The organism is Ochrobactrum sp. P6BSIII (assembly GCF_014138065.1).
Taxonomy (GTDB): domain Bacteria; phylum Pseudomonadota; class Alphaproteobacteria; order Rhizobiales; family Rhizobiaceae; genus Brucella.
Genome location: NZ_JACGXB010000012.1, coordinates 31,272 through 55,068, shown reverse-complemented (window position 1 = coordinate 55,068; position 23,797 = coordinate 31,272). Strand labels below are relative to the sequence as shown.

Here is a 23,797-nt window from a genome sequence, read left to right as displayed (position 1 = left end):
CCTATATTCACACTGTAGGAGAACAAAAATGTCCGCTCAAGATACCGTTCTGCTTGTCGTCGATGCGCAGGAATCATTCCGGCACCAGCCTTACTATCGCGAGGCGGATGTGGCCGCCTATGTCGAACGCCAGCAAAAGCTGATTGATGGCGCAAAGCAGGCGGGCATTCCGGTTGTGCAGATTTTCCATACGGCGGATAGCGGCAACTTCGCTGAAGCGTCAGGCTATGTCCGCACGCTCGCACCGCTTTCCTTCACGCCAGACGCCGTATTTCGCAAGCGCCGTCACAGCGCGCTGGTCGGCACCGGTCTCGATGTCTGGCTGGTGGCAAACGGTATTCGCCATGTGATTGTCTCCGGCATTCGCACGGAACAGTGCTGCGAAACCACCACACGTCAGGCTTCGGACCTTGGCTATGCGGTTGATTTCGTGGGCGAGGCGACCCTGACCTTCCCGATGACCGACGCGACGGGTCGTGAATGGAGCGCCACTGAGATTCGGGCGCGCACCGAACTCGTGCTCGCCAATCGTTTCGCCCGTATCGCCACGGTGGAAGAAGCACTGGCTGGCCAAGCAGAACGGAAGGCCGCATGACCCAACCGACGGACGGCAAGCAAATCATTCCCGTCTATGTCATCGTTCCGCCACGTCTGCTTTTGCTGGACGTGGCGGGGCCGCTTGAAGTGTTGCGCAAGGCAAATCTCGATCAGGACAAGGTCGAGTTTGCGGTGCATTATGTCGGGCCGCTTGGCACGGTTCACAGTTCCATCGGTCTGGCGGTGACGGGTGTTAAGCCGTTGCCGGACGTGGTGCCGCAGGGATCGTTGGTGATTGTGTCCGGTTCCACGGATATGCCGCTTGGCGGGCTGGTCGCCAGCCGCGATGAAGATGCCGTCTTCGAGCATGAAATTATAGGCTGGCTGAAGCGCGTCGTCTGCCCCGGTGTCCGGCTGGTCACGATCTGTTCCGGCGCCTTGCTGGCGGCGCGCGCGGGGCTGCTCGACGGCTATGTGTGCACGACGCATCATCTGGCCATCGCAGAACTGGAGAAGTCTGCTCCCACTGCGAAAGTGCTGCAAAACCGACTTTTCGTCGAAGATGGCGAACGGCTGACCAGTGCGGGTATTACTGCCGGGATAGACCTGATGCTGCAAATTGTGGCCGATATTATCGGTCACGGGGTCGCCTTGTCGGTGGCGCGCTATCTGGTCGTTTATCTGAGACGCAGCGGTGGCGATCCGCAGCTTTCGCCCTGGCTGGAAGGGCGCAATCATATGAACCCCGTCGTGCATCGTGCGCAGGATGCCATTGCGGCAGACCCCGCCGGAGCGTGGCCTGTCGAAAAGCTGGCCGATGTCAGCGGGGCAAGTCCGCGCAATCTTTCGCGCTTGTTCAATGAACATGCGGGCATGAGCGTGACCGATTATGTCAACCGGCTGAAAGTCGGTCTGGCCCGTGAGATGCTGCTCAATTCTGGTCTCGATATCGAGAATGTGGCCGAAAGATCGGGCTTCGCCTCGGCGCGGCAGTTTCGCCGTGCCTGGCAACGCATCTATGATCAACCGCCAAGCCATGCGCGTGGGGCCGTTGGGTGATTACTCTCCGGCGGTGAAAAAGCGCCAGCTTCCATCGGGTGCAATGCCGATGCTGTAGAAAATATAACCGCCCGCCTTTTTCATATCCTCAAAGTCGCTGGCGGTGACGATCTGGAACAGTTCAACGGTCTGCGATGGCGTCAGCCTGTCGAGCGGCATGGCGTAGAAATAGGGCCAGACATAGACCTCGTCATCTGTTCCGGCATTCATATGCACATAGCCCGTACCGAGCAGATCGGCGATGATGGCGAGAATTTCGCGGCCTTCCACATCGCCAGCGAGCGATTTCAGAAACTCGATGACATCTTCTTCATGGTCTTCGAGCGAAAGCTGCGTGCTGTTGTCGGCTTCGCCCAATAGCGGGCGCAATTGCTCAATGTCGCCGGATTGTGCGGCAGCAAGCATTTTCTCGCGCATTTGCCGGACAGGCGGCGGCAGCCTGTCAAAATCGCGCAGCACTTCCGGCATGGGTTTGGCGGCGGGTGCAGGCATGATCGTTGACGGATTTTGCGGTGTTGCAGATGGCACCCGATGTGGCAGCGCATTGGGAAGCGGAATCGGCGACGATACCGGGTGCTCATCCGGTGCGGTGCGATAGGCCGGTAAAGTCAGGAATTCGGAGCGATCCACAAGCGCCAGTTGGTCCGCTGCCGCAAAGGCGGGCAGCGAAGCCAGCATCATGCCCGCGACGAGCGCGAGCGGTCGAACGGAATTCCAGATTGCAGGATGCATCGGTGTTGCCGGAGGACGACTGGTGGGAACGGCCGGTTCTTGCCCCGCAACCGGCGACGTTATGGTTCGGCTCGAGCATTTCCAGCAAAAGTGCGAAGCGGTTTTGCGTAGGATAATGCGTGAAAACAATTGGATAGAGCGGTTCCGACGATTCCGTTAAAATAGAAACCGCTCTATTGCAGAATACGTGCAGGAAGGAAGGCGCCAGCTTCGATCTGTTCGCGCATCTTTTCGAGCAGCTCAAGCGCGCAATCGTCACCAGCCTCACGGATAAGTTCCGTCAGTGCGGTTGTGAACGCGGCTTCTGCGAGTATTTCAGGCTCGATGCCTTCGGAAATACCGTCCGCCCAGGCCTCGTTCTGATATTCGATTGCCACGAGTTTCTTCTCGCGTGCGATCATCTCGTCCAGATCGGTCGGTGCATGTTCCATAGACTTCATCCTGGCTTTCGCCTTTCTGCCGTTTTGCGGATGTCTCACCGTGTTCCGGGAGCTCGATCCATTTGCGGCCTGCCTGCCTTCTTAAGACAGTGTTAACAGATTATAACGGATTTGAACGAGACTATTGTCCGCAATCCGCACAAGAGTGAATGATTGGTTAATTTCCATAGCGCGAGATGATTTCGTTCGACAAGCCTTCGCCTTCCTTCATGTAGCGGTCTATCGCCGCAAGTGCGGAAGGGGTGCAGCGGGTATAGTTGTCGCTGAAGACGCGATATCCGTGGTTGAAGCTCGAAACGATCCTCACCCTTTCGCCTTCCGATGGCTTCTCGGCGGCGATAATCGCATCCATGCGGTCGCGCCACTCGCTGCCTGCTTCTCCGCATAGGTTGCGCAGATAGTGCAGCGAACCAAGAACCTCGGCAAGCCGCAACATCTTGCCCTCATAAGGCGCATCCTGCGCAAAAGCCGGATTGGCTGCGCCTGCCCACATGAACAATGCGAACCGGAACAGTTTCATGCCTTTCAATCGGAAACCCTCTCACATGAAATGCACTTGTTGCGTGAAATAGGGGCTGCTTCAAGGCAGATTGTCAAATAGGTTTAATCGCCAATAGGTTTAATATCCCAAGGCATCTTCGCTTTCCGCGACAGAGCGGGCAACGTCCAGCGTGCTGTCCGTCACGCGCGCTTGCACCATTTCCTCAATCGTCAGCCAGTGGATCGCCGCAGCGTCATCGCCGGGTTGTTCGCGGCCTGAAACATCCAGCGCGCGAAAGACAGAGAGGAAATAGCTCTTCTCATAAGCTTTGCCTTCCAGCGCCAAATCCACGGTGATGACATGGGAGAGGGCGCTGACATCGAGCGCGGTTTCTTCCTTCAGCTCACGAATAGCAGCCTGTTCCGGCGTTTCCCCTGCTTCGATGCCCCCGCCGGGAAAAGCAAGCCAGCCCTTCCATGGCTCCTTGCCGCGCTGAACCAGCAGAAAGCGGCTTTCGCGGCGGCAGATCAGCGAAACGCCATGAACATGGAGCGGAACGGGAACAACAGGGATCGTAGGCATGGAATAGCTATGATCGGCTTGCAGCGATTTGGCAATCGCAAACCGGTCTTGACCGCCCGCACAAAAACCTGAACATGGCTGTCATGTGCGGACGCTTTTCATTGACGGCAAGCCGGGAAGAAATCGAGACCTTTCTGGCTGCCATGATCACGGAGGACTTTCCTCCTCGCTATAATATTGCCCCGACCCAGCCGATCCTCACCATAGTGGCCGGGGAGACTCCGCCTGTAGGCAGTAACCGCCCGGACCGGGTAGGTACGCTGGTGCGCTGGGGTTTTGTGCCATCCTGGGTGAAAGACCCGAATGACTGGCCCATGATGTTCAACATCCGTTCGGAAACAGCCGCCGAAAAGAACTCGTTTCGCGCTGCGCTGAACCATCGACGCGCGCTGGTTCCGGCTTCCGGTTTTTACGAATGGCGTCGCGAGGGGAAGAACAAGGCGCAAGCCTATTGGGTGCGCCCGCGCAATGGCGGTGTGGTGGCCTTTGGCGCACTGATTGAAACCTGGAGTAGTTCTGACGGATCGCAGATCGATACGGGCGGCATATTGACGACAAGCGCCAATGCGCTGCTGCGTCCGATCCACGAGCGCATGCCGGTGGTGGTACATCCGGAGGACTTTGCGCGCTGGCTGAACTGCAAGCGTTATTTGCCGCGCGAAGTGGCCGACATCATGCGACCGGTGCAGGAGGATTTTTTTGAGGCGATACCCGTCTCGGACAAGGTCAACAAGGTGAGCAACGCCACGCCAGACCTGCAAATGCGCGTCGAAGAAACGGTTGAAGCGCAGATAACACCACAAAAGCGCAAGGGTAAAACCGAACTGGATGACGGTTCCGGCGGTCAGCTTTCAATGTTCTGACCGCATGCGCGATTTGTACCGGTTGATACCGCTTACTTGGCGAGTTTTTTGGCGGCCAGAATCGAATGACGACGATTGTCGTTGCGGCCTGCGCTGCTGCGCTTTGCGGCTGTCATCAAGGCGGCGACGAGCGCTGCGGGGCCAATTTCACGATACTTGTCGACCAGACGGTCCTGACGCGGTTGCAGTTCACTCTTAGACATTTTTACTTCCTTTCCCCGAAGCGCCCGATTTCGAATGCTTCCAAAACCAACCGATCTCCGGTTACGCCTAAGTAAGCCATGCTCACTATTTTGTGATGGATTGAGACCGAATGAAGGCTGTTTGGGGCCGGTTTTGCGGTATTCCGGTTAATGCCCGTCAAGGATTGTCCGGGTTGCAGAAATGCAACATTTTGGCGGATGCCATGGTGTGAGACCTAGGTAGACGGTAGTTCGAAGCCGTTTGGCAGGGAAATCCAGATGACGGTTTGCGCTTCGGGGGAGTGACGCGACAGGTGACCCTTGCCGTGCGTATCCGCAACCAGCATAAAGCTGCCAGCCGAAACATGGCGGACTTCTCCATCGCTCGTTTCATATTCCACCGAACCATCCAGCCTGACAGTCAATACCGGTTCAGGCACGGTATGCCAGGCCACGGGCCGCATTCCTGCCGGGATATGGGTGAGGCGGACGCGTGATGCCGGATAGCTGGCCGTTACGTCGAATGGCACGGCATCGGGGTGTACGGACCTTTTTGTCGTCGGCAACTCGATTTCATCGAAATGCGATTCTCCATCCGCAGAGGCGTAGATGCGCAGGCATTTCATAGGGTCCGCTCCGCTGGTTGCTTGTATGAAGCCAAGCCTCACTACCATCATGATATGACCAAACTTCCGGTTTGCGCTCAAGACCCACAAAATGGCGCTCGGCGGAGTTGTGCGTCCTCCCGGCAAAATAATCGGTAACAAGCAAAAGCGCTTGACTGTGGTTCACGGGATAGGGATAAGTGCAACCATGAAAACGCCGACCACGAACATTTGTATTTGTGCGATCATTATTGGCTAGCAGCCTGCTGGCCCGGCCGTTTTCGTCTCCATTCCATAAAACAGGATGATAACGCCCCGGCCAGATGGCTGCGATCCGTCGTGCACTGAATTCATTTGGATTTCGCCGTCTTTCTGGAATGTTATTTTGGGGAATGGTTACAATGGCTGATGCGCCGCAATTGCGTCTTTACAATACGCTGACCCGCACGAAGGAGGATTTTTCCCCCATCGATGCCGACAATGTGCGCATGTATGTCTGTGGACCCACCGTCTATGATTTTGCCCATATCGGCAATGCACGCCCGGTCATCGTTTTCGACATTCTGTTCCGGCTTTTGCGCGAGGTTTATGGTGCCGAACACGTCACCTATGCGCGCAACATCACCGACGTTGACGACAAGATCAATGCGCGCGCCGTCCGCGATTATCCGGATTTGGCCTTCAACGAGGCCATCCGCCGCGTGACCGAAAGCACCAATGCGCAGTTTCAGGCCGATGTGACGGCACTGGGCAATCTGGCGCCGAGCTTTCAGCCGCGTGCGACCGAGCATTTGGACGAGATGCGTGCGATGATCGACCGTCTGGTTGCTATCGGCGTCGCTTATGTGGCCGAAGATCATGTGCTGTTTTCGCCCTCGGCTATGAACGAGCGCGTCAAGACATTTGGCGGCCCGCGCTATGGCGCGCTGGCGCGCCGTTCGCTCGACGAAATGCTGGCGGGGGCGCGTGTTGACGTTGCCTCCTACAAGCGCGACGAGATGGATTTCGTGCTGTGGAAGCCTTCGAAGGAAGGTGAGCCGGGCTGGCCGTCGCCGTCAGGCATCGAGACGCTTGGCCGTCCGGGCTGGCACATCGAATGCTCGGCCATGTCTATGGCCAAGCTTCTGGAGCCGTTTGGCGGCGGACTGAAATGCGATGATCCGGAAAAGAACCGCTTTGATATTCATGGCGGCGGCATTGATCTGGTCTTCCCGCACCACGAGAACGAAATCGCGCAGTCCTGCTGCGCATTCGGCACCGAGCGGATGGCCAATATCTGGATGCATAATGGCTTCCTGCAAGTCGAAGGGCAGAAAATGTCGAAATCGCTCGGCAATTTCATCACCATTCGTGACGTGCTGAATGAAGGCTTGCCGCAGCTGGGTGAGTGGGACGACAACGCAGCCCGTGACCGTTGGGTCGGTCTGGCTGCGCGTCTGTCGATGCTGCAAACCCATTATCGCGAGCCGATCAACTGGACGGCACAACGTCTGGCGGAATCGTCTGACGAACTGCGCCGCTGGTATGGTCTGCTGCGCGACGCCAAGTTTGTCGTGCCGGAAAAGCTGTCGGCAATTGGTGAAGTGACAGAGGCTCTGTCCGACGATCTGAACAGCTGGGTTGCGATTACCGCGTTGCGCAAGGCGTTCAAGAACAAGGATATTGCGACGCTGGGCGAGGGCATGGCGCTGATGGGCCTGCTCGATCCTTACTTCGTGACGGCTGAGGATGTGCCGGTATTTGCCAAGGCGAATGTCGATACGGATGCCATCGAGGCCCGTATTGCGGAACGCCTGCGCTTCATCAAGGAGAAGAACTTTGCGGAAGCCGATCGCATTCGCGATGCGCTTCTCTCTGAAGGCGTGCAGCTCAAGGACGGCAAGGATCCTGCCACCGGCGAGCGCATGACGACGTGGGATGTGGTAGGCTGACGACGATTTAAGCAGCGGTCGTTGATAAGGGAGGACGGCATGACGCTCGATAACAAGCCGATTTATACCGGGGGCTGCCAATGCGGCGCGGTGCGCTTCCGCATTGACGGCGCGTTGGGCTCGGCTTCCATCTGTCATTGTCGCATGTGCCAGAAGGCCTTCGGCAATTTCTATGCGCCGCTGGTTTCCGTCGACGAGGCGAAACTGGAATGGACGCGTGGCGAGCCGAAGCGTTTTCGCTCCTCCAACCATGTCCAGCGCGGGTTCTGCCCGGAATGCGGAACCCCGCTGACCTATGAAGCGCCCGATGGCGTTGCGCTCGCCATCGGTGCGTTCGACGCGCCGGAGGAAGTTGAGCCGACGGTTCAATGGGGGATTGAGAAGCAGCTTCCCTATGTGAGCGGACTTGCAGATCTTCCCGGCTATGCAACCGAACGCGATCCGGAGAGCATCGAATTCGTCAGAACGATGATCTCCTACCAGCATCCAGACTACGACACAGATAATTGGCCGCAACGGCAACGTTGAACCAACAGCAGACCCACCGACAGGCAGGCACTTATGGCACGCGAACGCATCTACATCTACGACACGACCTTGCGGGATGGACAACAAACCCCCGGCATTGATTTTTCTGTCGAAGACAAGAAGTCGATTGTCGCACTGCTTGAAGAATTGGGCGTCGATTATGTCGAGGGTGGTTATCCGGGCGCGAATCCGACCGATACGACTTTCTTCAAACGCCGTCAGACCGCGCGGTCCAAGTTCACCGCCTTCGGCATGACGAAACGCGCCGGTATCTCCGCGTCGAACGATCCGGGCCTGTCGAGCCTGTTGCAGGCGTCAGCCGATGCCGTCTGTTTCGTGGCCAAAAGCTGGGATTATCATGTGCGTCTGGCCCTTGGCTGCACCAATGAGGAAAATCTGGAATCGATCACCGCGTCGGTGACGGCTGCGCGCATGGCCGGCCGTGAAGCGTTGGTCGATTGCGAACACTTCTTCGACGGCTACAAGGCAAATCCCGATTATGCGCTGGAATGCGCCAAGGCGGCTTACACCGCTGGCGCACGCTGGGTTGTCCTGTGTGACACCAATGGCGGCACGCAGCCGCATGAGATTGCCGAAATCGTCAATGCGGTGAAAGCCGTAGTGCCCGGCGAGAGCCTTGGCATCCACGCCCATAATGATACCGAACAGGCTGTTGCGGTTTCGCTTGCCGCCATTGATGCCGGCGTGCGGCATGTGCAAGGCACGTTGAACGGTATTGGCGAACGCTGTGGCAATGCCAATCTGGTTTCGCTGATCCCGACGCTGCTGCTCAAGCCCTATTGGTCCGAGCGTTTCGAACTGGGCATCAAGCCTGCCTCGCTGAAGGCAATCACCCGCATCTCGCGCGCCTTCGACGACATTTTGAACCGGCCGCCGACCGAGCAGGCGCCTTATACCGGTACATCGGCTTTTGCGACGAAGGCGGGCATTCACGCTTCGGCCTTGCTCAAGGAACCGCAGACCTATGAACATGTGCCGCCGGAAACGGTCGGCAACAGCCGTCGTGTCATGGTGTCGGATCAGGGCGGCAAGTCGAATTTCATCGCCGAACTGGAGCGTCGCGGTATTCGCGTTGCCAAGGATGATGTGCGCCTCGATACGTTGATTACGCTGGTGAAGGAGCGCGAGGCCGAAGGCTATGCCTATGAGGGTGCGGATGCGAGCTTTGAGCTTTTGGCGCGCAACATGCTCAATCCGCAGCCGGAATTCTTCAAGGTCGACTCGTTCCGGTGCCTCGTTGAACGCCGGTTCGACGCCAACGGTATGCTGAAGACGGTGTCGGAAGCGGTGGTCAAGGTGGAAGTCGATGGCGAAGTGCGCATGTCCGTTGCCGAAGGCCACGGCCCTGTCAACGCGCTCGATATTGCACTGCGCAAGGATCTCGGCCGCTTTCAGGCGGAAATCGAAGATCTTGAACTGGTGGATTTCAAGGTGCGTATCCTCAATGGTGGTACGGCGGCTATCACCCGCGTGCTGATCGAGTCCGGTGATGCGACCGGTGCCCGCTGGCGTACGGTCGGGGTTTCGGACAATATCATCGATGCATCGTTTCAGGCTTTGATGGATTCCGTGAATTTCAAGCTCATGAAAAACCGCTCCATGGCCGGGCTCGCCGCTGCGGAATAAGACGCATCATTCACCAGGATTGATGCTTCAATCATTTTAATTGAATGGATTTTATGAGTTGAGAAGCGCATAGCAGTGGCTGATCAAGCCATCTGCTATGCGATTTACTCAAAAAGCGGCTGTGCTTTCGAGCGGAGAGAGACAATGACCGACCAGACCTTGTCCGACGCCCGTCTTTCGGATGGGGCCAAAGGTTTTCTCATGGCGTTCGGCGCTTATGCGCTTTGGGGCGCGCTGCCGTTTTATCTGAAAGCAGTAGCCCATATTCCGGCCATGGAAGTCGTGTCTCACCGCGTCATCTGGTCGGTGCCGGTGGCACTGTTGTTGCTGGTGGCGCTGGGGCAGTTCAAGGACATCCTCAATGCTGTTCGCCAGCCACGCATGCTTGCGATGGCGGGGCTGACTGCAGCACTGATCACGATCAACTGGACAATCTATGTCTGGGCAGTCGCGCATGATCAGGTCATGGGCGCGGCCCTCGGCTATTATATCAATCCGCTGTTCAATGTGGTGCTCGGTGGTCTTTTCCTTGGCGAGAGGTTGAGCAAAGTCCAGTATATTGCTGTTGGCTTTGCTGCGGCTGCCGTTCTGCTACTCACCTTCAATGCCGGTGGCTTGCCATGGGTATCGCTTGCTCTGCCAGTGTCCTTCGGTCTCTACGGGTTCTTCCGCAAGTCACTGCCGATGCCGCCTTTGCAGGGCTTCACGCTTGAAGTGCTGATCCTGTGCGTTCCCGCGCTCGCTTATCTGGCCTTCCTGAGTTCGCAAGGGCAGGGTCATTTCTTTGCTGGGCCGGTTTCTAATGTCTGGCTTCTGATGCTTGCCGGGCCGTTCACCGCCATCCCGCTGATCCTCTACGCGGGCGGTGCCAAGCTGCTGCGCTACACAACGCTCGGGCTGATGCAGTATATGACGCCCACCATGTTGTTTTTCTTTGCGATTTTCATCTTCAACGAACCGTTTTCGACCGTGCAGCTTGCCGCTTTCGTGCTGATTTGGGCAGGGCTCGCGCTCTACACCTGGTCGACACTTTTACAGCATCGCCGCAATCGGGCACGTGCCTGATAGGTAAATCGTAAATAATTTGTGATTCACCTCCGGTGGATAACCCGCCGGAGGTCTTATTTTAGCCGCTGTGTCAGCATCATTTCCGCCAATATTTATAAAGAACCTAGAGAATTGTCGGAATGGCCCCCAGGGCAGGATACTCCCATCGCAAGCGTGCGGTTGTGGCAACGGCCCCATCTGGGTCAAGTTTCGCATCCGCCGGCGCAAATTTGAAGACGGAACCACTCTCGCATCGTAGCCTTGGGCCCGTGCGCTGGGTCCGTTTTTCCTTGCGCACGCATTTGCGTTTCTGTCTGGCGCTTGCCTCTGCCACCGTCATTGCGGGTGGCGGTTTGGTACTGGCTACCGGCGGGCTGGTACGCCACGGCCATGCCGCACAGCCAGCCTTCACCAACCCGACAGCTTTGGTTCGCCAGCACCATGCCGCGGCCAAAGACGCGCGGCTGGTGCCTGCCGTGAACAATGATGTGAGCCATCGTGTGTCGCGTCGTATCGATATTGCGGAAGGCGTCGAGGATGGCGATCCGCGCCTCTACACCTACCAGCATGTGGTGCTGGACGTGAAAGGCCACGACACCAGACGACCCGCCATCGACGATGCAATGGACGCATCGACAATGGCGGCGAAATCTGTTGCGGTGGGGGAACCGACGCAGTCGCTATCCGAGCTGGAGCGGGGCGTTCCGGTCAATGTCAGCCTGGCCAAGCCCGCAGTCCACGAAAAGGCGGATGTGCATGAAATCATCGTCGCGCCGCAATCACGGGAACGCATAGAAGCGCTTCTGCAAGCAGCCGGTATCGCAGCCGAAGACAGTCAAAGGCTTGAAGAAGCACTGGCCCGTACCGAGCTGTTGCCCGGTGACAATCTGGAATTGCTGGTTGATAAGAAAGATGGCAGCGATGCCGCCGCCCATGTTTCGCTTGCCCGCTTCAACCACGGCAATGCCAACAAGGCCGTCTATGGACGAGCGGATGATGGTGTGTTTCACGCCACCGGTAATGAGCGCTTGTTCGCGCGTCTGTCCCGCGATGCGATGCTAAGCGCTTATCATCCGTCGGCTCCGGCCGTCAGCAGTGATGGCAGCATCGAAACGAGGCTGGTTCAGGCTGGTGCACCGCGCGATATCGTGCGCGATGTCGAGAAGCTTGCCGAGCAGAACGGCGTCGTGCTGGAGAAGGGCGCCAATTCTCCCGATCTGATCGATCTGCTTTTCAGGAAAAGTTCGGAGACGGACCCCGAGCTGGTATTCGTGGAATTTACCACGAATGGCAAAAGCAAGCGCCTCTACCGCCATGAGGGTGCGGGCGGAGCTACAGATTACTTCAACGAGGATGGCTCCTCGATGACCAAATATCTGATGCACAAGCCTTTGCCGAATGGACGTCTCAATGACGGTTTCGGCTGGCGTATCCACCCGGTTCTGCATGTCCGCAAGCATCACAACGGCGTCGACTATGACGCGCCGATCGGCTCGCCGATCGTGGCTGCGGGCGATGGTGTGGTCGAGGTGATCTCGTCCGAAAAGGGATATGGCAAATATGTCCGTATTCGCCATCAGGGCGGATACAGCACCACCTATGCCCATCTTTCTTCCGCCAAGTCGGGGCTACGCATCGGCCAGCATGTGAAGCAGGGCGAAGTCATAGCCTATGTCGGCTCAACCGGTTATTCGACAGGCCCGCATCTCTATTACGAGCTGAAGGTCGGTGATCAGTATGTCGATCCGCTGACCGCGCGCCTCAATGCCGGTGAAAAGCTCTCCGGTTCGTCACTGTCGAGTTTCCGCGAGGAAATCGACCATGTCGGTCAGATCGTCGATGAAATGGCGCTGCCTATCCTGAAAGATGGCTCAGACGCCAAGGATAAAGCTGAATCGCATGACCGGCTCGGTGGCCATCAGGGGGCAGGCCCAGCTGGTGGTGGCCACGGCCGCCATTAGTTAGACAGATTACGGACGATAGGCATTCGCCAGAGCGACAAATTCCTCGACGCTCAGCGTTTCGGCGCGGCGCGTTCCGTCAATGCCGGTCTTTTCAAGCAGGGTAGCGCCGCCGATTGGCTTCAGGCTTTGGCGCAGCATTTTCCGCCTTTGGCCGAAAGCAGCCTGAGTCACCTGACCGAGCGCTGCCGCGTTGCAGGGCAGCGGATTTTCCAACGGTACGATATGAACCACCGATGACATGACTTTCGGCGGCGGCGTAAAGGCCTGCGGGGGCACGTCGAAAGCGATCTTCGATTTTGTCCGCCAGCCTGCAAGCACGCCGAGACGGCCATAATGATCGCTGTCAGGCGCTGCCACGATGCGTTCCGCCACTTCGCGCTGGAACATCAGCGTCATGGAGGAATAGAAGGGCGGCCATGGCTCAGACAGAAGCCAGTTCAGCAGCAATTGCGTGCCGACATTATAGGGCAGATTGGCGACGATGCGTGGCTTTGGCCCGTCGGGAAACAGTGTCTTGAAATCCTGCTCCAGCGCATCGCCGGAAATAATCCGCAGGCGGCCTGGATAATGTGCTTCAATCTCCGCCAGTGCCTCAAGGCAGCGTTCGTCCCGCTCAATTGCTGTTACATGGGCGCCTTGCGCCAGAAGGGCGCGGGTCAGCCCACCGGGTCCGGGACCGACCTCGATGACGGGCTGGTCTTTAAGGTCACCTGCCTGACGAGCGATCTTGGACGTCAGATTGAGATCGAACAGAAAATTCTGCCCGAGCGACTTCTTCGGCATCAGATCATGCCGTTCGATGACTTCGCGAAGCGGGGGCAGGTTGTCGATGCTCATGCCTTGGTACCTGTTGTATTTTCTGCCAGCTCGTGGGCAAGCCGGATCGCCGCAATCAGGCTGTCCGGTCGCGCAATGCCCTGACCTGCAATGTCGAACGCTGTGCCGTGGTCCGGCGAGGTGCGGATAAAGGGCAGGCCGAGCGTCACATTGACGGTTTCGTCGAACGCCAGTGCCTTGGCCGGAATCAGCGCCTGATCGTGATACATGCAGATTGCAGCATCGTAAGCAGCCCGCGCTTGGCGGTGGAACATCGTATCGGCGGGCAGGGGGCCGCGCACATCAATGCCGTCGTGCAGCAGCTGTTCGACTGCCGGGCGAATGATGTCATCATCTTCCTTGCCGAGTGCTCCGCCTTCGCCCGCATGAGGGTTGAGGCCGGAAAGCGCCAGACGCGGCTTGGCAATGCCGAACCGCTCGCGGAGTTCGCGCGCCGTAATGCGCGACACTTCAAGAATATTCTCGGCCGTGAGTTGTCGCGGCACTTCGTCAAGCGGAATGTGAATGGTCACCGGCACTGCGCGCAATTGCGGTCCGGCCAGCATCATCACAGGCGTGATTTCGGTGCCAACGTGACGGCTAGCAAGCTCTGCCAGAAATTCCGTATGTCCAGGATGTCGGAAACCGGCTTCATAAAGCGGCTTCTTGGCAATCGGGCAAGTGACGACGGCGGATGTCTCACCAGCGAGCGTGAGAGCGACGGCGCGTTCAATTGCTTCAACTGTACCGGCTGCATTTTCCGCCAGCGGTTTGCCGGGGCTTTCCGTGTGCTTGTTGACGAGCGGTAAGACAGGCAAGGCACGCGCAAAAACGCTCCGCGATGCGGCGACATCTGCAACCGCCTCAATCTGAACGTCGAAATTGAGAAGCCGCGCACGCGCTTCCAATTGTGCTGGATCTGCCAGCAGTACGAAGGGCGGCAGGGACAGTTCATCCCGTTTGAGCCAGACGGCCAGCGCAATATCCGCGCCAACACCGGACGGGTCGCCGATCGTAACCGCGAGCGGAAGAACAGATTTTGCGCACATGGCTTTGATTCCAAAAATAAAAGCTGGCAACCGGAAGGACCGTGCCAGCTCATATCATTGCCTTATCCTGAACGACAGCGTTGCTGCCGCCGGAATTTTAGCGATTAACGATGGTGGCCTTCTTGCGCAGCTCATCCAGATATTTGGTGGAGAGCGCGTCAGCCTTCTTTTCCTGACCTTCCGGCGAGTCCGCTCCCTCCATGGAGAAAACGAGCTGGGCGACGCGGTCGTCCGACAGCTGGCGCGTGGCGCAGACTGCGAGGAACTCGACACCCTTTTCGGTATCGTGCGGCGGTGTCGTGCGTCCTACGCCGGCTGCCTTCACATCCTTGGCCCATTCGCCCGGCAGCTGCTGTTCGATAATACGTCCAAGATCGCGGACGGTCACATCGATGATGCCCTTAGCTTGCTGGCGCGTGGCGTCACAGCTCTGGAAGCGCGAACGAAGCGCATTGGCTTCCTGACGACGCTTCGCGAGAAGTGCAGGAGATCGCTTCGAGGTCGGGACAACGAAAATCACCTGCTGGAGATGATATTCGGTTGCGACTGGCTTCTTGCCGCCATCCTTCAGCATGCGCTGTACGGCATCCTGCTCACTGACCATGCCGGTTGCACGGAAGCGAGCGCTGACGAGGCGGCCCCAGCCCATCTGGACCATGATGTATTTCTTGAAGTGGTCCGGCGTAACGCCTGCCTGATTCAACACCTGGTTCATCTGGGCGAGGGTCATCTTGTTGCGGGACGCGAAGCCCGCATAGGCCTGATCGACTTCCTGATCAGAGACACTGATGTTGCGGCTCTTCATCTCGATTCGCTTCAGCATTTCGTCAGTCAGTTCCTGACGCGCGAGCTGGGCAAGATTACCGCCTTTGCGTTGCAGCTTCAAAAAAGCCACGCGGTGCTGGATATCACCATTGGTGATGGCATTGCCGGATACGACAACCTTAACCTCACCTTCCCCAGCGGCAAAAGCCGAAGAGGGAAGTGCAACCGTGCCGAGCGCCGTCAGGCAGACAGTCGCGCTTAACAGGGAGGCGAAAAGAGGTCTTGCAAACATCATCTTGTTTCCCGATTTCCTTGCGGTCGGCGAACGAAACCCGTCACCGGATGTGTTCATTCGGTTTCGGATATGCTTGTCATCGAGCCGCAAGAGTATCGGAAACCAACTATAGTGCTGTCTGTATAGAGGAGGCAGTGCGGCGAAACAATGACCCTCGCGCATTTTACAAGACGATTGAGGGCTGCTTACTGAACGAAATCGCAATTTCTTGGAGAAGACGATTTCTATGCGAAATGTCCCAGAGCACAGATGACCGGAAACAAAAGAATATGTTTCCGGTCATAAATTTTAGAAGGTCTGGTTGCCGCTGCCGATGTCGCCGAGCGTGCGCAGCGAGATATTGAACCCGATACCGTGCGATGCCTTGTCCTCACCCGGATTACGTGTCTGCGTGTAAGCCATCATATAGGTGAAGCACTCATCGTCATAGGCAAGGCCAGATGACGCACGGACCAGCGTGCTGGACACAAGGTCATAGGTACCAGATCCGAACACGCGCCAGTTGGCGTTGACCTTCGCCGAAGCCGTACCGGTCACTTCCTGACGCAGATCGTTATAGCCATAGGCCGGCTGCGGTGTGATGTAGGCATATTGCGCTGTCAGTGTCAGCTTTTTCCAGCTCTGCTGCACTTCAAGTTCGCCACGACGCACGGACAGGCTGTCCTTGTCGAAACGACCACGTGCGGCCAGTGCCAGACCGGTTGAATTGGACGTGCCGATCATCGCGACATAGTCAGAGCGAGCGCTGTCTAGGCCCGAATCTGCGCCAACATTTACGAAGTCGCTCGTGGCGTAGGAATTCAGACCGCCAAGCTGGAATGACTGGCCAGCCAAGGCATACAGCGACCAGTCGCTGTTGCTGAAGCTTCCAGAATAGCGGAAGCCAAGATTGGCGCGCGTGCCGCCTTCAACGCGGTCATAGCCAGAGAACTTGTCGCGCGAGAAAAGGTTCGTCGCGTCAAACACGAAGCTCTGAGCGTCTTCGTTTGGCAATTCACCGGCATAACGCTCATTGTTGCGCACATAGATCTGCGCAATAGGCTCAATGATATGCGTTGAACTGGTCGTCGAGAACAGGATCGGCCAGCGCAGTTCGAGACCCGCCGTGGCCATTGCCCGCAGCGCTTCGGAGCGTACCACGGCAGCCGTATACTCGCTCATATTGGTATCTAAACTGGTATTCGTGCCAATTGCATCAGCGCGCAAGGCGAGCAAGGGCGTGATAACCAAGCCGGACGGCGTAATATAAGTGCGCTTCCACTCCGCTTCACTGGTCAAACGAGCGCTTGTTCCAGCAAAACCGGGAATACGTGGATAGAATGTCTGATTACCCACACGCGTCGCGAAATTCGAATTCTCGCGATAAAGCGCTTGCAGATTGGTGTTGATGTTCAATTCGCCGCCATAGACAGGTTCAGGCAGCGTGTAGGAATAGTCCAGACTTGGGAAAACCCAAGGCTGCTTCGAATGAATCTCACTTTCGTTGTTAGGCAGGAGAGATTCCTGCACATTGAAGCGATAGAAATTCAGATCGAAGTAATTACGATTGTTGATGCCGGTCAGGTAAATTTTCGAAACCTGCGTTCCGGCATTGTATCCTTCGATACTATAGGTACGGCTGAAGTTGCGATCACTCTGGGCCATGACGTCCCAGCCGTAACGCCAGCGCGAATTGATCTCGAAATCGCCCTTCGAAGCGATCATACCGCGATTGTCGACATCGCGATCAACGGTCGCGACATCGAACTCGCCGGGCTTGGCCTGATGCATGCCTGCGATACGCAGATTATAGGTGCCGTTCTCCAGACGATGACGCCACTCGGCTTCGTTCAGGAAGCCCTGCTTCGTGTAATAGGTCGACGAAAGGGTCACGTCGTAATTCGGTGCAAGAGCCCAGAAATAGGAATTCTTGATGCCGAAGCCCAGATCGTCCTTGTAAGCAAAGCCGGGGAACAGGAAGCCGCTCTTGCGCTTGACCGTCGGGTCAGCCATTTCGAAGGCAGGGAACCATGCCAGCGGCATGCCGAGGAATTCGAATTGGCCGCGTTCGAAACGCACGGTCTTCGTGGTGCTGTTCCAGATGATCTTGCGGGCCTTGATCTGCCACAGAACAGGCCTGTCGGGGTCTTTTTTGCACGCTTCGCAAGCCGTGTAGACGCCATTATTGAATGTTGTGATTTCACCGTTGCTGCGCTCGGCGCTTTCAGCGGCAAAACGTGTATTGTCCGTCGTCTCGACGCGCAGGCCATTCACAAAGCCGTCGCGGAAACTATCGGTGACATCCATATGATCGGAATAGATCTTGTTGCCGTCACGTTCGACGACCTCAACATTCCCGGTCGCGGTCATGCGGCGGGTCTGCTGATTATAGGTCACCTTATCTGCGACAAGGCGATTGCCGTCATACTCGATCTTGACCCGACCTTGAGCGGTTACGGTGTTCACATCGCGATCATAGACAAGCTCATCGGCTTGCAGAAGCATCCGGGCATTCGGATCGCTCTTGTAATTGGCTCCGAGTGCCTCCTGCGCCAAAGCGGGCGAGGGCATGACTGCGACAGAAATGAAAGGCAAAGCAAGGACGCACGCCAACGCCGTCCCACGCGAGAAGCGTGAGAGCAGATGGGGCAATACCATGCGGGTGTTACTCAAACCCACTAACCATCCTCCTTATGCAACAAAAAGGAGACACCAAAGAATGTCGCAATAATCACAGGAACCCAGGCAGCTACAAACGGCGGAACGAATCCCGCATTGCCGAATGCTTTGACCAGTACCGAAACGACATAAAGCATGAAGCCAGCAACAACGCCACCCAGAATCATCGCACCGGACTGACCGAAGCGCACAAATTTCAGGGACACTGTTGCAGCAATGAGAGTCATCGCCATCAGCAGCGCAGGCAATGCCAGAAGTGATTGGTATTGCATGTCAAATGCGTTTGCCGAATAGCCGAATGAACGCGCAACTTCGATCTTGTGTCGTAATTCAGTGAAGGGAATCGTATCGGGAGAAGCGAGCTTCTCTTCGACATATTCCGGACGCAGCTGCGTAGGGATAGCAAAGCTGGCCATTTTCTTGGGCTCTTCGCCGCGCGCGAATCGCGTCACGTCGTTGAGCTGCCAATGACCATCCATCAGCTGTGCGGTGCGGGCGTCGTAGCGCACGCTGATATTCTTTTGGCTGTCGAACTGGATGAAAGTCGCGTCGGCCAGCGTCGCGCCCTGATCCAGAATGCTCTTTGCGCCAATGATGGTTTCACCTTCATCGGTCTTCTGGCGAAGCCAGGGATCGCGCAGTGCCGAAACGTCGGTAGTCTTGCCGTTTTTCCACGTTGCCGCGATTTCTTCAGCCTTGGAGAAACCATAAGCGGCGAGCGGATTGAGCACGAAAATCGTTGCGACACCGAATAGCAGCGCGCCGAGGCAGGCTGGCAGCAGAAACTGCCAGGCTGAAACGCCGACTGAACGCGCAACGACCAGCTCATATTTGCGGTTCAGCGAAATCAGTGTCGCCATGGCCGAGAACAGCGCCACGAAAGGAATCATCTGCTGCATGATGAACGGCACGCGCATGGCCGAAATGCCAAGCGCTGCCCAAACCGTGTAATCAGGCAGATTTGAAAGTTTGCTGGCGTTCTCGGTAAAGTCGAGAAGCATCGAAAGCGCGAAAATGCCCAGCAGAAAATAGAAGGTGATCTGCACGTAACGCGTGAAGAAGTAGCGACCAAGTGTCCAGCCGATCATGCCTGACCTCCCGCATTGCCGCGGAAGCGGCCCATCACGCGATCATAAAGATCGGAAATGATCTGCTTGAGGCGATCGAAATTGTCGAGAATCCGGTCGTTCCACTTGCTGGGCAGCCCGATGCTGCGCCCGGTCGCCAGCGCAAAGCCGGTTACGAGCATGACGGCGATGGGCACCAGATACATGACGAGTATATAGGCTTCTTCCTTGTCGGCGCGGTCGGAGGCGAAATACCCGGCCCAATAGACGAGCAAAGCAGTACTGATGGCCGAAAAGGATGCAGAAACGCGCGCTTCACGATGCGAACGGGAATCGCCAGCAAAAGCCAGCGCGATCATGGCGAAGACCACCGGATAGAGCCATTGTGTCAAACGACGATGCAACTCCGCCTTGTAACGGAGCGGGCGCGTTTGCAGGATCGGATCGTTTGGATCTGGATTGAGCAGATAAGACAGCGGACGGTCTTTCGCATAGATCACGAAATCGTCGCCAGCGGACGCAAACTGGCTGAGATCGAATGCGTAGGAATCGAATTTGATGATCGAAACCGTGCCATCGGAAACGCTGCGGCGCTGCACTTCACCATTCTGCATCAGAAGCATATTGGCGCCGGTATCCGTCGTGGCGATGCCGCCATCGGCTGCGTAGTAGATGAGATCAAGCGACGGATCGCGGGAATCGGCGATGAAAAGACCGCCGATGCTGCCATCGGCACGGCGCTCAGCCACCTGAATATAGAGATTATCGGCAAGCTTGCGGAAGCTGCCTTCCTGCACGATCAGATTGACGAGGTCTGCGCTGGCATTGGCGATCATGGCGCGCATGTTCATGCGCGCATAGGGATCGACATAATTGGCGACCAGAAACGAAACGATGGAAATAACGGCGGCCAGCATCAGGATCGGGCGCATCACCGCACTGCGGGGCGCACCGGATGCATTGATGACGACAAGCTCGGAATCCTGGTTCATCGTCGAAAGTGTCTGCGTGATGGCGATGATCAGCGCAAAGGGCATCACCAGCGGAATGGCAGACGGGATCAAAAGCGAACTGAACTGAATGATCGTCTGAAAAGTCTGGCCGCTGGTTGTCAGAAAGTCGATGCGCTGAAGCACCTGCACCGTCCACGTAATGCCCACCGCTGCGCCCAGCACAGCGAGGAACATGATCGCCACGCGGCGCAGGATGTACAACTCTATCAATCGCATAGGTGGAGTCTACATCCCGGTTCCGTTGAAGGAGCCCGTTCACAATTATGGAACGGCACTCCCAATAATGAACTTAATCTAATGCCGCTTGGCTAAGATTGCCCGAATAAACGCAGTTAACAGATTACTAAAAGCGAAGCGCTGGCGCTAGCTCCCGTCTGTTAAAAGGATTGAACTGCCTGAGGCAACATGTTTCTGCGCAACTGCTGAATGAAAAGACCGAGGTGTGACCAGGATATCGATTGCATTTGATGACGGTTCGCCCAAGTTAACGCAAAACTGATAAGGAAGGGCTTGCACCCTTGCTGTTTCGCCATATTCGTCTCACATGAGTGGGGAAAAGTCGCGACACAATCGTGTCATTTATCAATGGGCCATCGGTTTGGAGTTATCATGTCTAAACGTCCTTCGATTTCTTTCGGCGAGTTTGAAGCACCGGAAAAAGGCGTAGCCATCGTTCTGGTTGCCAAAGGCGGAGGCTTCGCTGAAGAAGCGGCAAAGGCCGTCGGCGGAGCGGAAAAGATTGCGCGCATCCTCGAAATCTCCGATTTCACCGGCGCATTGGGCAAAACCGCTGAAGCAATCGAAACGACGGCTGGCGGCATCGACAAGATCGTTCTGGTCGGCGTCGGCGAGCCCGGCAAGCTTGGAAATGACGACTGGCTGAAGATCGGCGGCGCGGCATTTTCGCGAATCGGCAAATCAGAACGCGCGACGGTCACGCTGGCCCTGCCGGAAACGACGATTGCCGGTGATGAAGCGGCTGACGTCGCGCTGGGCATGATCCTGCGCTCCTACAAGTTCGACCGTTACAAGACGCGCAAGAACGAGGAAAACGCAGAACCGAAACACGCTGCGAAGATCACCATCAATGTTGCTGATACGCACAGCGCGAAGAAGGCCTTCGAAGTAGCGGAAGCCATCTCAGAGGGCGTCATTCAGGCACGCAATCTGGTCAATGAACCGGCCAATGTGCTGGGACCAGTGGAATTTGCCGAAGAAGCGGAAAAGCTTGAGAAGCTCGGTGTTAAAATCGAGATCCTCGGCGAAAAGGAAATGAAGAAGCTCGGCATGGGCGCGCTTCTCGGTGTTGCGCAGGGTTCGGTGCGTCCGCCACGTCTCGTCATCATGGAATGGCAGGGTGCAAAGGGCAAAGAAAAGCCGGTCGCCTTTGTCGGCAAGGGCGTCGTGTTCGACACGGGCGGCATTTCCATCAAGCCGGCTGGCGGCATGGAAGACATGAAGGGCGACATGGGCGGCGCTGCTGCCGTGACGGGCCTGATGCGTGCGCTTGCCGGACGCAAGGCCAAGGTCAATGCGATTGGCGTGATCGGCCTTGTGGAAAACATGCCCGATGGCAATGCACAGCGCCCGGGAGACATCGTCACGACTATGTCTGGCCAGACCATCGAGGTTATCAACACCGATGCCGAGGGCCGTCTGGTTCTGGCCGATGCGCTGCATTACACCAATGATCGCTTCAAGCCGCGTTTCATTATCAATCTGGCTACGCTGACCGGCGCGGTCATGGTGGCGCTTGGCCAGTATCATGCAGGCCTGTTCTCGAACGATGATGAGCTGGCAGACCAGCTTTACGATGCCGGTCAGGCAACGGGCGAGAAGCTGTGGCGTCTGCCACTTGGCGCCGAATACGACAAGATGATCGATTCGAAATTCGCCGATATGAAGAACAGTGCCGGTCGTTACGGGGGCTCGATCACTGCTGCGCAGTTTTTGAAGCGCTTCGTGGGCGAAACGCCTTGGGCGCATCTCGACGTGGCAGGCACGGCAATGGGATCACCCGCAAACGAATATAGCCAGACCTGGGCGTCCGGCTATGGCGTGCGTTTGCTCGACCGCCTTGTCCGCGATCATTTCGAGAGCTAAACTCTTTTGGAAACAAGAAGATGGGGCGGAAATGTGAATCATTTTCTCCGCCCCGCTTCCCAAACAGTTCTGGGACGTGCATGGCGGAAATCCTGTTCTACCATCTGACGGAATCGACACTCGACGAAGCCCTGCCGGGTCTCGTCGAGCGGTCGCTTGGGCGCGGCTGGCGCGTGACGGTGCAGACCGTCAGCGAAGAGAGACGCGATGCGCTGGATAATCTGTTGTGGACCTTTTCCGACACGTCCTTCGTTGCCCACGGCACCGATGCGGAACCACACCCGGACCAGCAGCCTGTCCTGCTGACGACGACCGAAAACAATGCCAATGGCGCAACTGTCCGCTTTCTGGTGGAAGGCGCGGGGCTGGAGCAGGTCGGCAATTATGAACGGCTTGTGGTCATGTTCGACGGTCACGATCAGGACCAGCTCGATATTGCACGCGGACAATGGAAAGCCTTCAAGGCGGAGAATCACGATTTGACTTACTGGCAGCAGACGCCTGATCGCCGCTGGGAGCGGAAAGCCTGATGCGTCCGGTTTTTGTTGCGATGATCGTGGCGGGCGTCGGGCTCGGTCTGGGCTATCCCTGGTATATGCGCCATTTCACCGGCAGCGAGATCGGCCGCTGGACGATGCTGGAAAATCGCCAGAGCGGCTTCAAGGTGCAGCAAGTGCGACTTGAGGCTGGCGATGCGCCGGTGCGCGTTTTCATTGATGCCACGCCTTTGCCCGGCTATGTCCCGGCGGAACGTCGGTCCGCGCTGACGCTTGCCGTCAGCCGCGATGGCCAGCCGGTTCTGTCGCAGGGGCTCGATTTCGTGTCCAACAGCAGCTCGATCAATACGGATCGCCCGCAGGATGGAACGCCGCTGCGCCAGAGTGCAGGCGATATCGATCCGGTCATTCCGGGCCAATATGCGTTTCGTCTCGTGCAGGGCAATACGGACGGCCTGCAGATATCGAAGGCCGATCTGGTTCTGCGCCGTGGGGCGGAAACGCCGGATGAAACCTTTACGACCATCGGTCTGGTTCTGGGCGTGCTGGGCGTTTACGGCCTGATGCGCACCCGACTGCGCCGACAGAGCTGAGCCATGCAGTTCGTTCGCACCGTTACAGACCGCTTGCTTCTGCTTCTTCTGTCGGCTGTGCTGGCATTTATCGCCTTGTTTCCGCTTGAGCGGCTGGGCGTTTTCGGTTCGTCTTTTGAAGGATCGAGCGGTTACGCCGCAATCTATTTCGGGTTCCCGATCCTGACCATTATTTTCGCGGTTCTGGTGGTTCGGTTCGCGCCAAGGCCATTGCCAGTCTGGGCACGCATCGTCGGATGGGTGCTGCTGGCGATTGTGTTCGCTCTTGGGTTTCTCGGTTGAGTGATGGCGGGTTTAGAGCGCGTTTCGATCTGATTGCATCAGATCGGCGCTCTAATTCTCT

Annotated in this window: 24 protein-coding genes; 12 read left to right on the top strand and 12 right to left on the bottom strand. The window is 57.1% G+C overall.

What is annotated here, in order from left to right:
* Nucleotides 1-28: 28 nt before the first annotated feature.
* Nucleotides 29-595, top strand: coding sequence for an isochorismatase family protein (locus tag FHW00_RS17080; protein WP_078340719.1), 567 nt, complete (start codon nucleotides 29-31; stop codon nucleotides 593-595).
* Nucleotides 592-1,596, top strand: a complete 1,005-nt coding sequence (locus FHW00_RS17075; protein ID WP_078340720.1) for a GlxA family transcriptional regulator — start codon at nucleotides 592-594, stop codon at nucleotides 1,594-1,596. Before FHW00_RS17080 ends, FHW00_RS17075 begins: the two co-directional genes overlap by 4 nt.
* Here the strand turns inward: FHW00_RS17075 and FHW00_RS17070 are convergent, their stop codons facing one another.
* From FHW00_RS17070 to FHW00_RS17055, 4 genes are all read right to left on the bottom strand, one after another.
* Nucleotides 1,597-2,391, bottom strand: coding sequence for a hypothetical protein (locus FHW00_RS17070; protein WP_445558003.1), 795 nt, complete (start codon nucleotides 2,389-2,391; stop codon nucleotides 1,597-1,599).
* Between the two features lie 110 nt (nucleotides 2,392-2,501).
* The gene (locus tag FHW00_RS17065) at nucleotides 2,502-2,759 is read right to left on the bottom strand and encodes a hypothetical protein (protein WP_171058775.1); all 258 of its coding nucleotides are present in this window, start codon (nucleotides 2,757-2,759) and stop codon (nucleotides 2,502-2,504) included.
* Nucleotides 2,760-2,925: 166 nt separating this feature from the next.
* Complete coding sequence (locus FHW00_RS17060) at nucleotides 2,926-3,288, bottom strand: TIGR02301 family protein (RefSeq protein ID WP_318282849.1); 363 nt, start codon at nucleotides 3,286-3,288, stop codon at nucleotides 2,926-2,928.
* A gap of 99 nt (nucleotides 3,289-3,387) precedes the next feature.
* Nucleotides 3,388-3,831, bottom strand: coding sequence for an NUDIX hydrolase (locus FHW00_RS17055; protein WP_139364439.1), 444 nt, complete (start codon nucleotides 3,829-3,831; stop codon nucleotides 3,388-3,390).
* An 83-nt stretch (nucleotides 3,832-3,914) separates the two neighbouring features.
* Between FHW00_RS17055 and FHW00_RS17050 the strand changes: the two genes are divergently transcribed.
* Nucleotides 3,915-4,694 carry an SOS response-associated peptidase gene (locus FHW00_RS17050; RefSeq protein ID WP_078340723.1) on the top strand — a complete coding sequence of 260 codons (780 nt, stop codon included), beginning with the start codon at nucleotides 3,915-3,917 and terminating at the stop codon, nucleotides 4,692-4,694.
* Between the two features lie 32 nt (nucleotides 4,695-4,726).
* Here the strand turns inward: FHW00_RS17050 and FHW00_RS17045 are convergent, their stop codons facing one another.
* Both FHW00_RS17045 and FHW00_RS17040 read right to left on the bottom strand, forming a co-directional pair.
* Nucleotides 4,727-4,897: a hydrolase gene (locus tag FHW00_RS17045; protein ID WP_078340724.1), complete on the bottom strand. Its 171-nt coding sequence runs from the start codon at nucleotides 4,895-4,897 to the stop codon at nucleotides 4,727-4,729.
* 215 nt (nucleotides 4,898-5,112) lie between these two features.
* A complete protein-coding gene (locus tag FHW00_RS17040; RefSeq protein WP_078340725.1) occupies nucleotides 5,113-5,502 on the bottom strand; it encodes a hypothetical protein in 390 nt (129 codons plus the stop codon).
* Between the two features lie 380 nt (nucleotides 5,503-5,882).
* Here FHW00_RS17040 and cysS point away from each other — a divergent pair, with 380 nt between their 5' ends.
* The 5 genes from cysS to FHW00_RS17015 all read left to right on the top strand — a co-directional run bounded on the left by cysS (nucleotide 5,883) and on the right by FHW00_RS17015 (nucleotide 12,595).
* Nucleotides 5,883-7,412: a cysteine--tRNA ligase gene (gene cysS, locus FHW00_RS17035; protein WP_078340726.1), complete on the top strand. Its 1,530-nt coding sequence runs from the start codon at nucleotides 5,883-5,885 to the stop codon at nucleotides 7,410-7,412.
* A 39-nt stretch (nucleotides 7,413-7,451) separates the two neighbouring features.
* Nucleotides 7,452-7,940 (top strand): GFA family protein, encoded by a 489-nt coding sequence (locus FHW00_RS17030; protein ID WP_078340727.1) that lies wholly within the window; start codon nucleotides 7,452-7,454, stop codon nucleotides 7,938-7,940.
* Between the two features lie 33 nt (nucleotides 7,941-7,973).
* On the top strand, nucleotides 7,974-9,587 hold the full coding sequence (gene cimA / locus FHW00_RS17025; RefSeq protein ID WP_078340728.1) for a citramalate synthase: 1,614 nt from the start codon (nucleotides 7,974-7,976) through the stop codon (nucleotides 9,585-9,587).
* A gap of 144 nt (nucleotides 9,588-9,731) precedes the next feature.
* Complete coding sequence (rarD, locus tag FHW00_RS17020) at nucleotides 9,732-10,652, top strand: EamA family transporter RarD (RefSeq protein ID WP_078340729.1); 921 nt, start codon at nucleotides 9,732-9,734, stop codon at nucleotides 10,650-10,652.
* A 122-nt stretch (nucleotides 10,653-10,774) separates the two neighbouring features.
* On the top strand, nucleotides 10,775-12,595 hold the full coding sequence (locus FHW00_RS17015) for a M23 family metallopeptidase (RefSeq protein WP_078340730.1): 1,821 nt from the start codon (nucleotides 10,775-10,777) through the stop codon (nucleotides 12,593-12,595).
* A gap of 9 nt (nucleotides 12,596-12,604) precedes the next feature.
* Here the strand turns inward: FHW00_RS17015 and rsmA are convergent, their stop codons facing one another.
* The 6 genes from rsmA to lptF form a co-directional block, all read right to left on the bottom strand.
* Nucleotides 12,605-13,435 carry a 16S rRNA (adenine(1518)-N(6)/adenine(1519)-N(6))-dimethyltransferase RsmA gene (gene rsmA, locus FHW00_RS17010; protein ID WP_078340731.1) on the bottom strand — a complete coding sequence of 277 codons (831 nt, stop codon included), beginning with the start codon at nucleotides 13,433-13,435 and terminating at the stop codon, nucleotides 12,605-12,607.
* The gene (gene pdxA, locus FHW00_RS17005; RefSeq protein ID WP_078340732.1) at nucleotides 13,432-14,463 is read right to left on the bottom strand and encodes a 4-hydroxythreonine-4-phosphate dehydrogenase PdxA; all 1,032 of its coding nucleotides are present in this window, start codon (nucleotides 14,461-14,463) and stop codon (nucleotides 13,432-13,434) included. Before pdxA ends, rsmA begins: the two co-directional genes overlap by 4 nt.
* Nucleotides 14,464-14,560: 97 nt before the next feature.
* Nucleotides 14,561-15,523 (bottom strand): peptidylprolyl isomerase, encoded by a 963-nt coding sequence (locus FHW00_RS17000; protein ID WP_078340733.1) that lies wholly within the window; start codon nucleotides 15,521-15,523, stop codon nucleotides 14,561-14,563.
* 288 nt (nucleotides 15,524-15,811) lie between these two features.
* Entirely contained in the window at nucleotides 15,812-18,160 is a 2,349-nt protein-coding gene (locus FHW00_RS16995) for an LPS-assembly protein LptD (RefSeq protein WP_078340734.1), read from the bottom strand.
* A gap of 20 nt (nucleotides 18,161-18,180) precedes the next feature.
* Entirely contained in the window at nucleotides 18,181-19,269 is a 1,089-nt protein-coding gene (gene lptG, locus FHW00_RS16990) for an LPS export ABC transporter permease LptG (protein ID WP_078340735.1), read from the bottom strand.
* Nucleotides 19,266-20,477, bottom strand: coding sequence for an LPS export ABC transporter permease LptF (gene lptF / locus FHW00_RS16985; RefSeq protein ID WP_078340736.1), 1,212 nt, complete (start codon nucleotides 20,475-20,477; stop codon nucleotides 19,266-19,268). The genes lptG and lptF overlap by 4 nt, the downstream gene beginning before the upstream one ends.
* A gap of 393 nt (nucleotides 20,478-20,870) precedes the next feature.
* On the opposite strand from lptF, the gene FHW00_RS16980 reads away from it, so the two are divergent.
* The 4 genes from FHW00_RS16980 (at nucleotide 20,871) to FHW00_RS16965 (ending at nucleotide 23,736) form a co-directional block, all read left to right on the top strand.
* Nucleotides 20,871-22,364 carry a leucyl aminopeptidase gene (locus tag FHW00_RS16980; RefSeq protein WP_078340769.1) on the top strand — a complete coding sequence of 498 codons (1,494 nt, stop codon included), beginning with the start codon at nucleotides 20,871-20,873 and terminating at the stop codon, nucleotides 22,362-22,364.
* Between the two features lie 80 nt (nucleotides 22,365-22,444).
* A complete protein-coding gene (locus FHW00_RS16975; protein WP_078340737.1) occupies nucleotides 22,445-22,894 on the top strand; it encodes a DNA polymerase III subunit chi in 450 nt (149 codons plus the stop codon).
* Entirely contained in the window at nucleotides 22,894-23,454 is a 561-nt protein-coding gene (bspB, locus tag FHW00_RS16970; RefSeq protein ID WP_078340738.1) for a type IV secretion system effector BspB, read from the top strand. Before FHW00_RS16975 ends, bspB begins: the two co-directional genes overlap by 1 nt.
* Nucleotides 23,455-23,457: 3 nt before the next feature.
* Nucleotides 23,458-23,736 (top strand): hypothetical protein, encoded by a 279-nt coding sequence (locus FHW00_RS16965; protein WP_078340739.1) that lies wholly within the window; start codon nucleotides 23,458-23,460, stop codon nucleotides 23,734-23,736.
* Nucleotides 23,737-23,797: the final 61 nt, after the last annotated feature.